11 protein-coding genes and 1 tRNA gene are annotated in these 14,224 nt (G+C 61.7%); 8 read left to right on the top strand and 4 right to left on the bottom strand.

Going from position 1 to position 14,224, the window contains the following annotated elements; all coding sequences use genetic code 11:
• Window positions 1–63: 63 nt before the first annotated feature.
• From ACN9MZ_RS05595 to ACN9MZ_RS05610, 4 genes are all read left to right on the top strand, one after another.
• Window positions 64–2,367 carry a diguanylate cyclase domain-containing protein gene (locus ACN9MZ_RS05595; RefSeq protein ID WP_426341258.1) on the top strand — a complete coding sequence of 768 codons (2,304 nt, stop codon included), beginning with the start codon at window positions 64–66 and terminating at the stop codon, window positions 2,365–2,367.
• Window positions 2,368–2,447: 80 nt separating this feature from the next.
• Window positions 2,448–3,665 carry an extracellular solute-binding protein gene (locus tag ACN9MZ_RS05600; RefSeq protein ID WP_426341259.1) on the top strand — a complete coding sequence of 406 codons (1,218 nt, stop codon included), beginning with the start codon at window positions 2,448–2,450 and terminating at the stop codon, window positions 3,663–3,665.
• Between the two features lie 89 nt (window positions 3,666–3,754).
• Complete coding sequence (locus ACN9MZ_RS05605; protein ID WP_426341260.1) at window positions 3,755–4,129, top strand: GFA family protein; 375 nt, start codon at window positions 3,755–3,757, stop codon at window positions 4,127–4,129.
• 89 nt (window positions 4,130–4,218) lie between these two features.
• A complete protein-coding gene (locus ACN9MZ_RS05610) occupies window positions 4,219–7,038 on the top strand; it encodes a M16 family metallopeptidase (RefSeq protein ID WP_426341261.1) in 2,820 nt (939 codons plus the stop codon).
• Window positions 7,039–7,077: 39 nt separating this feature from the next.
• Here ACN9MZ_RS05610 and ACN9MZ_RS05615 read toward each other — a convergent pair whose 3' ends face one another.
• From ACN9MZ_RS05615 to ACN9MZ_RS05630, 4 genes are all read right to left on the bottom strand, one after another.
• Entirely contained in the window at window positions 7,078–8,025 is a 948-nt protein-coding gene (locus ACN9MZ_RS05615) for an SRPBCC family protein (RefSeq protein ID WP_426341262.1), read from the bottom strand.
• Window positions 8,018–8,374 carry an ArsR/SmtB family transcription factor gene (locus ACN9MZ_RS05620; protein ID WP_426341263.1) on the bottom strand — a complete coding sequence of 119 codons (357 nt, stop codon included), beginning with the start codon at window positions 8,372–8,374 and terminating at the stop codon, window positions 8,018–8,020. The genes ACN9MZ_RS05615 and ACN9MZ_RS05620 overlap by 8 nt, the downstream gene beginning before the upstream one ends.
• Before the next feature lie 184 nt (window positions 8,375–8,558).
• Window positions 8,559–9,149, bottom strand: a complete 591-nt coding sequence (locus ACN9MZ_RS05625) for an outer membrane beta-barrel protein (RefSeq protein WP_426341264.1) — start codon at window positions 9,147–9,149, stop codon at window positions 8,559–8,561.
• A gap of 224 nt (window positions 9,150–9,373) precedes the next feature.
• Window positions 9,374–9,449, bottom strand: a tRNA-Phe gene (locus ACN9MZ_RS05630).
• 75 nt (window positions 9,450–9,524) lie between these two features.
• Here ACN9MZ_RS05630 and ACN9MZ_RS05635 point away from each other — a divergent pair.
• The 4 genes from ACN9MZ_RS05635 (at window position 9,525) to ACN9MZ_RS05650 (ending at window position 14,224) form a co-directional block, all read left to right on the top strand.
• Window positions 9,525–10,730 (top strand): FAD-dependent monooxygenase, encoded by a 1,206-nt coding sequence (locus ACN9MZ_RS05635; RefSeq protein ID WP_426341265.1) that lies wholly within the window; start codon window positions 9,525–9,527, stop codon window positions 10,728–10,730.
• A 13-nt stretch (window positions 10,731–10,743) separates the two neighbouring features.
• The gene (locus ACN9MZ_RS05640; protein WP_426341266.1) at window positions 10,744–11,466 is read left to right on the top strand and encodes a DsbC family protein; all 723 of its coding nucleotides are present in this window, start codon (window positions 10,744–10,746) and stop codon (window positions 11,464–11,466) included.
• Window positions 11,467–11,549: 83 nt separating this feature from the next.
• Window positions 11,550–12,008, top strand: a complete 459-nt coding sequence (locus tag ACN9MZ_RS05645; RefSeq protein ID WP_426168417.1) for a (2Fe-2S)-binding protein — start codon at window positions 11,550–11,552, stop codon at window positions 12,006–12,008.
• Between the two features lie 11 nt (window positions 12,009–12,019).
• On the top strand, window positions 12,020–14,224 hold the full coding sequence (locus ACN9MZ_RS05650) for a molybdopterin cofactor-binding domain-containing protein (protein WP_426341267.1): 2,205 nt from the start codon (window positions 12,020–12,022) through the stop codon (window positions 14,222–14,224).

The raw sequence follows: 14,224 nt of genomic DNA on the forward strand, positions 1-14,224 counted from the left end.
TGACCGGATCGTTTCCCCTTCCTCGCCCCCGAAGGTCCATTTTCACGTAGATCAAGGGAAATCATGGTTTCTCTCTTTGCCAGGACACGCACAATACTCGCCCGGCTTGGCCTGCCCGCCGCAATCTTTCTGGGCGGGGTGCTGGCGTCAGCTTACCTGTACGTCGCAACCGTCCAGCATAGCCAGGAGGAGCAGCTCGCTGACTTGCAGGAGCGCGCCAGGAATTACGAGGCTCTGTTGCGGCATCGACTGGGGCAGTACATGGATGCCAGCCGTTCGATGGGAGCGTTCTTCAGTGCATCGGGCCGCGTCGACCCGGAAGAGTTTGAGAAATACATGGCAGCCAGCCGCTTGTTTGAACGGCTGGAAGGCAGCAGTTCCTTCGGCTACCTGCCGCGGGTGGAGGCTTCCCAGCTTCAGCGCTTCGAGTCCGAGACGGCGCAGACGTTTGCCGGCTTCCGCGTTTCCAGTCCGCGCTACGGTGCCGATGCCTTTTATCCCCTGCTGTATGGCCAACACGCGACGGATGCACATCGCGCAGACCGCTTGCGCGGCTTTGACTTCTCGTCGGTGCCGGACCGTTGGCAAGCGATGCGCGAAGCGGATATGCGCGATGCACCGGTGGCAAGCAGCCGCCATTCGGCTCTGCAGCATGCCGGAAGGGCCCAGGTCGTCATGCTGTTTACGCCTGTCCGGGGGGCGCGCGCCGGAACGAGCGCGAAGCCTGGCGCCGACCTGAGGGGTTTCGTCTTTTCATCCATGTACGTCGATCGCCTGTTCCAGGGTTTCGACCATGGACGCCTCGCCCAGCTCTTCGACCTCGAGGTGTTTGAAGACCGCGTGGCCGAAAGCACGGTGCTGTTCGACGCCGACCAGGTGCCGCACGTGCTGCAGCCTGAATCGGCCCACGTGCTGGCACACCGGGTGGAATTGCAGTTTGCAAACCGCAATTGGCTGATCTTTTTCTATGCCAAAAAGGCTGTGCTCGACCCGAAAGCGACGCAGGCGGGGGCGCAAATGTTTGCCATCGGCCTGCTGCTCTCCCTGGTCGCCAGCTATGTCGCGGCTGCGTGGCCGCGTTACCTGGTGCGCAAGCGCGCGCGCCGCGACTTCAGCGAACGCTTCGCCGGCTTTTTCGAAGGCCATCCTTTTGCCGTGTATGCGCTGGACAGCGAACGGCGCATCATCCACGCGAACCAGCAGCTGGCGCGCGAACTCGGCGTGAACCGCGAGGCCTTGGTCGGGGCCTCCGTGGACGGCTTCATCGTGGACGAAAGCCGCGCAGTCGCGGCAAGGCGTTTCGAGGAGGTCCTGGCCGGCAACGCCGTGGCCTATACCAGCCGGGTCGTTGCGCCCGATGGCCGCAGCTCGGACATGTCGATCGTGCTGATACCGATGAGTGCAGGCGGCACGTTGACCCATGTACTGGGCTTTGCAGAAAACATCACTGAGCGCAAGCAGGCGGAGCTGGCCCTGCACGAGTCGCGCCAGATGCTGCGCCACATTATCGACAATATTCCACAGAGCGTATTCTGGAAGGATCTCGACAGCGTTTTCCTGGGCGGGAACCGGTCCTTGCTCGAGGATGCCGGCCTGGACAACGTGGACGAGCTGGTTGGCAAGACCGATGCCGACTTGCGCTGGAAGGACCAGGCCGAGCACTTCAGGCAGGTGGATCTCGACGTGATGCGCTCCGGCCTGCCACGCCTGAAAATGCAGGCAAGCGATCACCGCCGCGACGGCACGCCGTGCTGGATCGAGACCAGCAAGATCCCGCTCAAGGACGAACAGGGCAAAGTGGTCGGGGTGCTGGCAGTGACCGAGGACATCACCGCGCGCAAATACATGGAGCAGGAGTTGTTCCGTCGCGCGAACTATGATGTGTTGACCGGCCTGCCGAACCGCGGTTTCTTCGACAGCCACTTGAGTGAGGCGGTCAAGCGGGCACAGCGGCAACCAGGGCTGGCGCTGATGTACTTCGACATCGACCGTTTCAAGCACATCAACGACAACTATGGACACGATGCCGGGGACGAAGTGATCCGTACGTTTGCCAGCCGCACGCGCGCGGTGCTGCGTGAGTCGGACTTTATCGCTCGTCTTGGCGGTGACGAATTCGTGCTCGTGATCGAAGGCCTGGCCGAAAGGGAAGATGCCGCCGTGATTGCGGAAAAGCTGGTGCTTGCAATGGTGCCGCCTTTCCTTTTGCCTGGCGCGCAGCTGCAGGTGAGTACCAGCATCGGCCTGGCCTATTACGAAGCCGGCATGACGGCCGACACCCTGGTCAAGGCAGCTGACCAGGCCATGTACGAGGCCAAGCGCGCCGGCAGGAACTGCTTCCGGCAGGCAGAAGGCCAGCGTGCCTGAGGCGCTTCCACGTGCTAGATTAAAGCATGGACCAACACCGGATTCGATGCCTGCATCGCGCTGTTGCCGCAGCCATGGTAATGCTGGCTTGTTTTGGCCTGCCTGCCGCCCAGGCGCAAACCCTGAAGTTCATTGTGCCATCTGGCGCGACGTCGGAAGGTTCGCGCCTGTACCTCAACCTTGTGCGTGAATTCGAGCGCGGCGAATCCGGCGTCCGCATCGAATTTGTTCCCTTGTCGAGCTGGGACGAAGTCGTTTCCAGCGTCAAGGAGCTGCAGGCGCACGGCCGGAATGCCGGCCTGTTTGTCGCCGAAGTGTCGGAAACGCTGGAGCTGGAAAATATGGGCCTGATCGTTCCCTTCGAGGACGTGCTGCAGGCCCACGGCGGCAACCTCAGCGAGTTCCTGGCGCCGCTGACGCGCGAATTTCTCGGAAACAGCTATTGCCTGAGCAAGAAGTTTTGCGGCCCGCCGTTCCTGCGCAGCATGCCGGTGGCGCTGTACAACCTCGACCAATTGCGTTCGGCAGGCATCGACAGCGCACACTTGCCTGAAACTTGGCAGGAGACGGAAGTGCTGCTGGGGAAGCTGCAAAAGCGTTTGCAGCAGGAGCCGTTCTGCCTTGGCGGCGACTGGTACGACTATCTGTTCGAGGCCGCGGTGCGGCAAGCCGGTGGCAGCCTGTTCGACGGCGCCAGGGTGACCCTGGCGACACGCGAAGCGTCGGAGGCGCTGCATTACTGGAAACGGTTGAAGGACCTCAAGCTATTGAGGCGGTCCAATAACTGGAAGGCGACGCTCAATGGTTTTATCGCCGGTTATTACCCGGTGACTTATTATTCTTCGGGAGGCATGGAGGCCGTGCGCGCCAATGCCAGGTTTGCATGGATGGCCGATATGCTGCCGAAGAAAAGAAATCACGGGGTGGCCGTCGGGGGCGGCAACCTCTACATCTCGGCAAATCTCAGTTATGACCAGCAGGATGTGGCGCTGAAGCTGGCCAGGTTCCTGTCTCGGCCCTCGGTGCAGGCGCGCATCAGTGCGGCCACGGGATTCTTTCCGACCGTCGATGCTGCATTCTCGGAAGTCGAACTCAAGGAGCGCTACGCCAGCGAAGAAGCGTTTGTGCGCGTGCGCCAGCAGCTCCAGTACGCAAAACCCAAGCTGATGTCGGTTGACAACCTGAAAGTACGCAACATCCTCAAGAAAGCGATCGACCGCACGCTGGACGGTGGGGTGGCGCCGGAAGTGGCGCTCAGGGGCGCGCAAGCCGAGGTCGACAAGTTGCTGGGGCAATAGGACGTGGAACGGTAACGCCGCCTTCTGGCATTTGGCGCTACATTGACCGGGTCCCGCGCCAAGCGGAATCTTGATGAAGGAGCCCGGCCATGACTATCAAAGGAAGTTGCCACTGTGGCGCCGTTGCGTTCGAGATCGATGGCGAGATTCCCGCCCAGCTCACACGCTGCACCTGTTCGTTTTGCGCCAAGCGCGGCGCTTTGCTCGCCTATTTTTCGCCTGACCAGTTCCAGCTGGTGCCGGCGCCCTCGGGCGATAGCGCCTACCGCTGGAAAACCAGGGCGGTAGCGCACCATTTCTGCCCGTTGTGTGGCTGCGCTACCTTTTCCGATTCACCCGCCTTCGAGATGGATGGCAGTTGGGATGGCCATACCCGCCGCATAGGTGTCAATGCACGCCTGTTCGACGATTTCGATGCCGCCACGGCCGGCGTCACGGTGATCGACGGCAAGCACTTATGGTGATGCGCGGGTGGCCAAATTAAAAAATTCATCACAACAAGTTCCTGGTTATATAATTTATAACCTTTATTTTTATATAGGAACTACCCAGAGTGAAGCTACTTACCGCCATCATGCTCAGCGCAGGGATCCTGTCGCCAGCATTCGCCGCCGCGCCAGCTATCCCCGTCAAAGCTGCCGCAAGCAAGGCTGCCGCAGTCAAGGTCACCTCGGTCGAGGGGATTACCGAATACCGCCTGGCCAACGGCCTGCGCGTCCTGCTGTTCCCCGACGCGAGCAAGCCGACCCTGACCACCAACATCGTCTACATGGTGGGTTCGCGCCACGAGAACTATGGCGAGACCGGCATGGCGCACTTGCTGGAACACCTGCTGTTCAAGCCGACCGCCAACTTCGGCATCAAGAAAGGCAGCAAGACGCCGGTGGAAGTGCTGAACCAGACCGGCGGCCGCTTCAACGGCACGACATGGTACGACCGCACCAATTACTTCTCGACCTTCCCCGCCAACGACGACAACCTGAAGCTGATGCTGGAGCTGGAAGCCGACCGCATGGTCAACTCGCCGATCAGCCAGGACGACCTGTGGAACAACAAGACGCAGAAAGGGGAGATGACGGTCGTACGTAACGAATTCGAACGCGGTGAAAGCGATCCGTTCCGCGTCACGCTCGAGCGCACCATGTCGGTTGCCTTCGACTGGCACAACTACGGCAAGTCGACCATCGGCGCCCGTTCCGACATCGAAGGCGTGAGCATCGAGCGCCTGCGCGCGTTCTACCAGCGCTACTACCAGCCGGACAACGCGATCCTGATGGTGGCCGGCCGCTTCGACGAAGCCAAGGTGCTGGCCCAGATCAACGAACTGTTCGGCAAAATCCCCAAGCCAAGTCGCGTGCTGGCCCCGACCTATACCGCCGAACCGACGCAGGACGGCGAGCGTGCGGTCACCATTCGCCGTAGCGGCGGCACCCAGATCGTGGCTGCCGGCTACCACGTTGCCCCGGCCAGCCATCCGGATGCGGCGGCCCTGCAGGTGCTGGGCCGTATCCTGTCCGAGGCCCCAAGCGGCCGCCTGCACAAGACCCTGGTCGATGCCAAGCTGGCGTCGTCCGTGATGGATCTCGACTTCAACCAGATGGAACCGGGCTATCACCTGTTTGCTGCCGTGGTGCCGAAGGACGGCCAGACCGCTGCAGTGGAGGAGGCGATGCTGAAAGCGCTGGAAGACATCAAGTCCAATCCGGTCACCGAAGCTGAAGTGGAGCGCGCCAAAGCCTCGATCGCCAAGGACATCGACCAGACTGTCAACGACACTGCCCGCTTCACCATCGCCCTGACCTCGGCGCAAGCGGCCGGCGACTGGCGCCTGTTCCACCAGCGCCGCGACCAGGTTGAGAAAATCGACGTGGCAGCCGTGCAGGCCGCGGCACTGAAATACCTGAAACCTGCAAACCGTACGCTGGCACGCTTCATCCCGACTGACGCTGCCGACCGTACCGAGGTGCCGAAGACGCCGGACGTCGCCGCACTGGTCAAGGATTACAAGGGCCGCGCGGCAATCGCGCAGGGCGAAGTGTTCGATCCCAGCCCGGACAACATTGAAAAACGTACCCAGCGTTCGGTGCTGGCCAACGGCATGAAGCTGGCGCTGCTGCCAAAGAGCACCAAGGGCAACACCGTCAGCGCGTCGCTGCAACTGCGCATGGGGACGGCCGAGAACCTGATGGGCAAGGCCGTCATCGGCGACCTGACCGCCTCGTTGCTGTTGAGCGGTACCGAGCGCCTGTCGCGCCAGGAAGTCAAGGATGCCCTCGACAAGCTGAAGGCAAACGTGAACGTCAACGGCGGCGCCGAAGGCGTGACTGTCAACGTGACCACCACGCGCGACAACCTGGCGGCATTCCTGGACCTGCTGGGCGAATCGCTGGTGAAGCCGGCATTCACGGCAAAGGACTTTTCCGAGCGCCAGCGCGAGATGATCTCGGGTACCGAACAGCAAATGACCGAGCCGCAACCATTGGCCGGCAACGCCATGCAGCGCCTGACCAATACTTTCCCGGCGGGCCACGTGCGCTACACCATGACCTTGCCGGAGCAGCTGGCGGAACAAAAAGCCGCGACCCAGGAGCAAGTCAAAGCTTTCCACAAAGCTTACTACGGCGCCGGCAACGCGAGCCTGTCCGTGGTGGGTGATTTCGACGCCGCTGCCGTGCAGGCACAGGCAACCAAGCTGTTCGGCAACTGGAAGGCGGAGCAGCCCTATGTCCGCATCGCCAGCGAATTGAAACCAGTGGCGGGCCAGAGCATTTCAATCGAGACTCCGGACAAGGCCAACTCGGTCCTGTTCGCGATCCAGCCGGTGCCGATGAAAGACGACGCTGCGGGCTACCCGGCCCTGTTGATGGGTAACTACATGCTCGGTGGCGGCGCCCTGCGTAGCCGCCTGGCCGACCGCATCCGCCAGAAGGAAGGCCTGTCCTATGGCGTGGGTTCGCAACTGTCCGTGCCGGCACGCGATCCGGCCGGCTTGTGGCTGGCCTTCGCGATCAGCGCTCCGCAAAACACCGTCAAGGTGGAGGCCGCGCTGCGAGAAGAGCTGAACAAGGCGCTTAAGGAAGGTTTCACGGAAGCCGAACTGGCCGACGCCAAGAAGGCCTGGCTGCAATCGCAGCAAGTGGGCCGCACCGGTGACGCGGGCCTGGTCGGCCGCCTGGCCAACTACCTGAGCTTCGACCGCACCATGGCCTTCGACAAGGACCTGGAAGCCAAAGTCGGCGCGCTGACCGTGGCCCAGGTTAACGAAGCACTGCGCGCGACCCTGAAGCCGGAAGCCGTGTCGGTCATCAAGGCCGGTGACTTTGCCAAGGCAGCTGCGGGCGCGGCTGGTGTAGCGCCAGCCTCCAAGCCGTAAGTGATGCCACCCCCGCCGCGCTGCGCGGCGGGGCTTCCATCAAGCGCTGAGCAGCGCTTCCAGCTTGTCAAAGGAGCCGCTCCAGCCCTGCGTCATGCTGGCGCGGTGTTCAAGGAAGGCCGCCAATTCTGCCGCCGTGGCTTTGCCTTCCACCTCCCATGTCACGGTAACCCTGGTGCGATCAGGCGTTTCGGCAGCAAATTGCACCGTGGTGCGCATGGTTTCCGGCCACACTGGCGCCATCGGGTGGCGTGCGATCTTCTCGTTCTCGTCGCAGAATTGCTGGGTGTAGACCAGCAAGTCAGGGCGGCGGATTTCCTCATAACGGGCGCGGCCATACATGGTGATTGCCGCATTGCTCATGCAATACAGCGATTCGCCGCCGGTGCGGATGTCTGCGCGCAGGAAGCGCATTTCCATGCCGGTGGGCGGAAGCCAGCGGGTCAGGTGCTCTGGCCCGGTCCACATGTCGAATACAGTTTCCAGTGGCGCATCGAAGCTGCGGTTGATGACGAACTTGTCTTCGTCCGCCAGGCGCTTGCCCAGGTATTCCGCCAGCCGGTCCCAGGTCGAATCGCCGTTGGCGTGCCTGATGAACTGGCGGGTTTGGGCGGCAGCCTCGGCATCGGCCAGGGCCATGGTCATGTCCATGCGGGTCTGGCCACCCACCTCGGCGAAAAGCACCGTGACGCGGAACAGCGGCGGCGTGTCGTCAGTGGCGCCGTGGTCGTAGACCAGCTTGTGCAGCGGCTCCACCACATGGTAGGTGGACTTATTGGGGAAATCGGTACCGTCCGGGCCGTGCATGGTGTAGCGCCACGTGCCGCCGACGCGCAAGTCCTTGCTGTGCGTGGTCAGCGTAAAGCCGCGCGGCCCCCACCATTGCGCGACCTGGGCCGGATCGGTCCACGCATCCCACACCGCCTGCACCGGCGCGTCATAGGTGCGGATAATGCGAATCTCATTCGGGGCACTGAATTCAGCCATTTTCGTCTCCTTTAGGTGGGTTTTTTGCGGTAACGGTTTTCAGGTAGGCATCGAGGCGGTCGAAACTCTCTTCCCAGAACACGCGGTATTGCTCCATCCAGTCGGCGGCACCCTTCAGGCCGTCGCCATTGATTTTGCAGGAGCGCCATTGTGCCTTGCGCGTCTTGGTAATGAGGCCGGCTTTTTCCAGTACCTGCAAATGCTTGGTAATGGCGGGCAAGCTCATCTCGTCCAGGAAGGGCTGGGCCAGGTCGGAAACGTTGGCCTCACCCTGCGACAGCCGTGCCAGCATGGCACGCCGTGTCGGGTCTGCCAGTGCAGAAAAAGTTTGGCTGAGCGCGTCTTGCATCGAATTTCACCAATTACTTAATTAACCGATTGGTTTAATATAAGTCGGAGAAAGGGCGCCGTCAAGAAAGAAAAACGCCGATCGCGAGGATCGGCGTTTTTCAAGGAGCGTTCAGCTTACTTGCGAGGCGTCGCAAACCGGGGGGGGGGGCGATCCGCGAGTGATGGGCGAATGCTGGTTCACATCAGAAGTAGTAGTTGCCCGAAATGCCAACGTGGTTGGCTTTCACTTCGACTTTGTTGTAGCGGTTCTTGACTTCAAACTTCTCATTCACGTAACGCAGTTTAATGCTGATGTGCGGCGTGAACAGGTACTCCCCTTCCACCACAGCGCTCAGGGTGTTGTCAAACTTCACGTCCTCGATTTCGGCCGCGCCGCTGCCGCTCAGCTTGGCACCGGTGACGTAGCGCAGGCCGGTGCCGATCTTCCACTGTGGGTCGATATGGTAGAAAGCGAGGGCTTCGATCGGGAAGCGATTGAAGTGCAGGTCACCGTTGCGCGCAGACTGGTTATCCACGTGGAAGTTGACGCTGGTTTGCGCGGAAAACTGCTCATTGATGCGGAAGTCCAGGCCGCCGGTGAAATAGACGCCGGAGCCGGCACGGATGTTGGCGGAATCGCCGTTGGTGTACTCGGCAGTGGCCAGTTTGTCGCCGCCAGCGCTGGCGCCGAGGCCGACGAAGGGACGCACGGTTTGGGTAGGGGCAGCAGCAACCTGGGCGTATGAGGAGGAGGCGATTGCCAGTGCGGCGAGGGCGAATACAGCTTTTTTCATGCTAAAGATCTCTTGTTTTGAAAATGTGGGAAAGGCATTACCCAGGGGTACTGAGGTAGGCTTGCCATCCGGCATATCAGTCATATTATTTGCCGGAAGGAAAGTAAGCGCGAGATAGTATCATATTGATACCTTTGGAAAATGCGCTAATTCTCACAGTCAAAAGGCGGGCGCACCAAACGAAAACGCCGACCACTAGGGTCGGCGCTTTCACTTTTTATTCTTGGTGGCCCGGGGCGGAATCGAACCACCGACACAAGGATTTTCAGTCCTCTGCTCTACCAACTGAGCTACCAGGCCAAGAGGCAGCATTATAGCAGGGAATCCTTGGTTTGCAATAGCCTTTTTCCATTGAGGGAAAGCTATAATGCGCGGATGAACAAGTCCACGCATCACCATGTGCAGACTGCGGTCTGCATCGTCGGCAATGGCGCCATAGCCAAGACGGCAGCCCTTGCGTTTGCCCAGTCCGGATTGAGCGTAACGGTGCTTGGTCCACCCCCGGCGCCGATGCGTCCGGACCAGGCGAGCTGGGACGTGCGCGTGTTCGCCCTCAACCATACTGCCCACCGCCTGCTCGATTCGCTGAAAGTATGGGGAGCGATGGATCAGTCGCGCATCGCCCCGGTCGACGCCATGCTGGTCAATGGCGACGGCAACAAGGCCGGCGCGCTGAACTTCGATGCCTACGGCGCCCACACCGGCACCCTGTGCTGGATCGTGGAAGACCGCAACTTGAACCAGGCCCTGGATGCAGCGCTGCGTTTCGCGCAGAACGTGCATTTCGTGCATGGCAAGGCCGTCGCGCTGAAGCACGACGAGCAGGGCGCTGTGATTGCCCTGGACGATGGTTCCCACCTTGGCGCTTCCCTGGTGGTTGGCGCCGACGGCGCCCAGTCCTGGGTGCGCAGCCAGTGCGATATCGGCCTGGATTACCGGCCTTATCACCAAAGCGGCGTGGTCTCCAACTTTGCCTGCGAACTGCCGCATCACGGTGTCGCGCACCAGTGGTTCACCTGTGAGCAGGGCATTGTCGCCTTGCTGCCGCTGCCGGGCAAGCAGGTCTCGCTGGTGTGGTCGGCGCCGGACATGCTGGCCGACTCCCTGTGCCGCGAAGGCGCTATGGCGCTGGCCGAAAGACTGGCTGCTTTTGCGCAGGAAAAGCTGGGCAAACTGACCCCGCTGCAGCCGGAAGTCGTCAAGGCCTTCCCGCTGCGCTTGATGCGCCCCCATGCGATGGTGGCGCCGCGCGTGGCCCTGGTGGGGGACGCCGCCCATGTGGTGCACCCGCTGGCCGGGCATGGCATGAACCTGGGCTTCGGCGACGTGCAGGAACTGGTAAAGGCCGTGGCGGAGCGGGAAGAACACCGCTCCATCGGCGATGACCGCGTGCTGGCGCGTTATGCCCGCGCACGCAAGGAAGAAGTGAGCCTGATGCTGGCCACCACGGATGGCCTGGAGCGCCTGTTCGGCACCGATCTCGAACCGGTGCGCGCAGTGCGCAATTTCGGGCTAAACTTGCTGGATAAATTGCCGGGCGTAAAGCGCCGGCTGATTTCACATGCCCTCGGAAAGCTGTAAAGCGGAGAACTTAATGAATAAGAGTAAGCTGGTATTGGCATTGGCTTCGGTCATGCTGATGTCCTGTGCGGATGCGCAGAACGCAAAAGAAGAAGCGCAACTGCGCAAAGCCCTGGCCGAGCGCCTGAACGGCGTCAAGATCGACTCCGTCAAGAAGTCTCCGATCCCTGGGATGTATGAAGTCGCCATCGGCAATGAGGTGCGCTATGCCGACCCGACCGGGCGCTACCTGGTGGAAGGGCATATCCTGGACCTGCAGACCAGGACCGACCTGACCCAGGCCCGCATCGATGACCTGAACAAGATCAAGTTCGACGACCTGCCGTTCGAACTGGCGCTGAAGACCGTCAAGGGCAACGGCAAGCGCGTGATGGCGATCTTCGAAGACCCGAACTGCGGCTATTGCAAGCGCTTCCGCCAGACCACGCTGGCCAATATGGACAATGTGACCGTCTACACCTTCCTGTACAACATCCTGTCGCCGGATTCGTTTACCAAATCGCAGAACATCTGGTGCTCGGCTGACCGCAACAAGGCGTGGGATGACTGGATGTTGAACGGCAAGGCCGCGCCAGTTGCGCCGAACGGCTGCACCGCGCCGAACGACAAGGTACTGGCCCTGGGCCAGAAAATGAGCATCAATGGCACGCCTGCGATCTTCTTCGCTGACGGCAGCCGCATTGCAGGAGCAGTTGACCAGCGTACGCTGGAAGCAAAGTTCGCCACCATCAAGTAAAAATGCGGGTTCAGGTCCAGCAACCGGACCTGCGGTCCGATTGTCAGGGCTGACCCCGGAGATACCTTCACTAGGGAGCTGGCATGGTCACATTGAACATCAACGGGCGTGACGTACAAGTCGACGCCGACCCTTCTACGCCCATCCTGTGGGCCTTGCGCGACAACCTCAATATGACCGGCACCAAGTTCGGCTGCGGCATGGCGATGTGCGGTGCGTGCACGGTGCACCTGGAAGGGCAGGCAATTCGCTCCTGCGTGACGCCGATTTCGGCAGCGGTGGGCCAGAAAATCACCACCATTGAAGCCATGTCTGCCGACAAGGTGGGCAAGGCGGTGCAGGATGCCTGGGTCAAGCACGATGTACCGCAATGCGGCTACTGCCAGAGCGGCCAGGTGATGAGCGCAACGGCGCTGCTGCGCACCAACAAGGCGCCGACTGACAGCGATATCGACAATGCCATGTCGGGCAATATCTGCCGCTGTGGTACCTATCAACGGATCCGCGCCGCCATCAAGGACGCCGCGAAATCCATCGCTTGAGGGAGGCGGCCATGCGCAAAGAATGGTTCATGGCAGCTCAAGCGGACGGCGTGGCTCCTGAAGGAGTGTCGCGCCGTACTTTCCTCAAGGCCGGCAGTGGCCTGATCCTCGGCTTCTACGTGGCCAGCAACGGCGGACGTTTCGCACGGGCGCTGGCCGCCGACGCCCCGGCCAAGCCGCCGGTGGCGCCCAATGCCTTCCTGCATATCGCACCGGATAATACCGTCACCATCCAGGTCAACCGGCTCGAATTCGGGCAGGGCGTGCATACGGCGCTGCCGATGCTGATCGCCGAGGAGCTGGATGCGGACTGGTCGCAGGTGCGTTCTTCGCTGGCGCCGGCCGGCGATCCCTATAAAGACCCTAACTTCGGCATCCAGATGACGGGCGGTTCCACCGCCGTCAAGCATTCCTGGCAGCAGCACCGTGAAATCGGCGCCCGTGCGCGCGCCATGCTGGTTGCCGCGGCGGCCGAGCAGTGGAAAGTGCCCGTTTCGCAGGTACGCGCATCGAAAGGCATGCTGACCGGACCATCCGGCCAGAGCGCGACTTATGGCGCGATGGCCGATGCGGCGATGAAGCAGCCGGTGCCGACCGAAGTCAAGCTGAAAGACCAGAAGGACTTCACCATCATCGGCAAGCCGACGCCGCGCCTGGATGCGCGCGCGAAGTCGACCGGCACGCAGCAATTTGGCATGGACTTCAAGCCGGAAGGCACCAAGGTTGTGGTGGTGGCGCGTCCGCCTGTCTTTGGCGGCAAGGTGAAGAAGTTCGACGCGGCCAAGGCCAAGGCCATTCCGGGCGTGATCGACGTGATCAAGGTCGATACCGACCGTGGCGGCAGCGGCCTGGCCGTGGTGGCGAATGGCTACTGGCCGGCCAGGCAGGGACGCGAGGCCCTGGTGGTCGAATGGGATACCGAGGGCCTGGAAAAAGTCAGTAGCAAGAAGCAGCTGGCCGAGTACAAGGCCTTGGCGAAGAAGGCCGGAACGCCGGTGAAGAAGGCCGATATTGCGGCCATCGCCAAGGCGCCGAAGAAGATCAGCGCGACCTATGAATTCCCTTACCTGGCGCACGCGCCGATGGAGCCTTTGAACTGCGTGGTCGACCTGAAGGGCGACTCCTGTACCATCTGGGCTGGCAGCCAGTTCCAGACGCTGGACGCGGTGGCAGCAGCCAAGGCTGCCGGCCTGGCGCCGGACAAGGTCACGTTGAACACCATGATGGCCGGCGGCGGTTTCGGCCGCCGCGCGGTGCCGACTTCCGACTATATCGTGGAAGCCGTGAACGTGGCCAAGGCTTGGGGCAAGGGCCCGGTCAAGCTGATCTGGAGCCGCGAGGACGATATCAAGGGCGGCTACTACCGTCCTTCGCATGTGCACCAGGCCGATATCGGGTTCGACGCCAAGGGCAATATCGTGGGCTGGAATCATGTGATCGTTGGCCAGTCCATCATTACCGGCACGCCGTTCGAGCCGATGATGGTCAAGGATGGCGTGGACGCGACGATGGTCGAAGGCATGGGCGATCCGTACTCGGTGCCGATGAACCTGAGCGTGCATAACGTGAAGACCAATGTGCCGGTGCTGTGGTGGCGCTCCGTGGGCTCGACCCACACCGCCTTCGTGATGGAGACGCTGATCGACGAAGCGGCGCATGTCGCCAAAATGGACCCGGTGGAGTATCGCCGCAAGCTGATCGATCCCAAGCATGCGCGCCAGCTGGCGGCGCTGAACCTGGCGGTTGAGAAGTCGGGCTACGGCAAGACCAAATTGCCGAAAGGCCAGGCCTGGGGCGTGGCGCTGCATGAATCGTTCGAAACCTCCGTGGCCTACGTTGTGGTGGCGTCCATCAGGAATGGCCAGCCCAAGGTGCACAAGGTGACCGCAGGCGTGCATTGCAACCTGCCGGTGAACCCGATGACCATTGAAGCGCAGGTGCAGGGCGCTGCGCTGATGGGACTGGGCACCACCTTGCCTGGCGCGGCGATTACGCTGAAGGACGGCGTGGTCGAGCAGTCGAATTTCAGCGACTACACGGTGGCGCGCATGACGGACATGCCGGTGGTGGAAGTGTTCACCGTCGCGTCGACCGACAATCCTACCGGCATGGGCGAGCCAGGATTGCCGCCGCTGGCCCCGGCCCTGGCCAACGCAGTGTTCAAGCTGACCGGCAAACGCGTACGCAAGCTGCCGTTCGACCTAGCCAAGGCGTAA

This window comes from Pseudoduganella sp. S-14 (assembly GCF_049913285.1).
Lineage (GTDB): Bacteria > Pseudomonadota > Gammaproteobacteria > Burkholderiales > Burkholderiaceae_D > Rugamonas.

Bases quoted from the DNA above. Each gene is read 5' to 3' on its own strand.
- ACN9MZ_RS05595 (WP_426341258.1), top strand. From the start codon at position 64: ATGGTTTCTCTCTTTGCCAGGACACGCACAATACTCGCCCGGCTTGGC.
- ACN9MZ_RS05600 (WP_426341259.1), top strand. From the start codon at position 2,448: ATGCTGGCTTGTTTTGGCCTGCCTGCCGCCCAGGCGCAAACCCTGAAG.
- ACN9MZ_RS05605 (WP_426341260.1), top strand. From the start codon at position 3,755: ATGACTATCAAAGGAAGTTGCCACTGTGGCGCCGTTGCGTTCGAGATC.
- ACN9MZ_RS05615 (WP_426341262.1), bottom strand. From the start codon at position 8,025: ATGGCTGAATTCAGTGCCCCGAATGAGATTCGCATTATCCGCACCTAT.
- ACN9MZ_RS05620 (WP_426341263.1), bottom strand. From the start codon at position 8,374: ATGCAAGACGCGCTCAGCCAAACTTTTTCTGCACTGGCAGACCCGACA.
- ACN9MZ_RS05625 (WP_426341264.1), bottom strand. From the start codon at position 9,149: ATGAAAAAAGCTGTATTCGCCCTCGCCGCACTGGCAATCGCCTCCTCC.
- ACN9MZ_RS05635 (WP_426341265.1), top strand. From the start codon at position 9,525: ATGAACAAGTCCACGCATCACCATGTGCAGACTGCGGTCTGCATCGTC.
- ACN9MZ_RS05640 (WP_426341266.1), top strand. From the start codon at position 10,744: ATGAATAAGAGTAAGCTGGTATTGGCATTGGCTTCGGTCATGCTGATG.
- ACN9MZ_RS05645 (WP_426168417.1), top strand. From the start codon at position 11,550: ATGGTCACATTGAACATCAACGGGCGTGACGTACAAGTCGACGCCGAC.
- ACN9MZ_RS05650 (WP_426341267.1), top strand. From the start codon at position 12,020: ATGCGCAAAGAATGGTTCATGGCAGCTCAAGCGGACGGCGTGGCTCCT.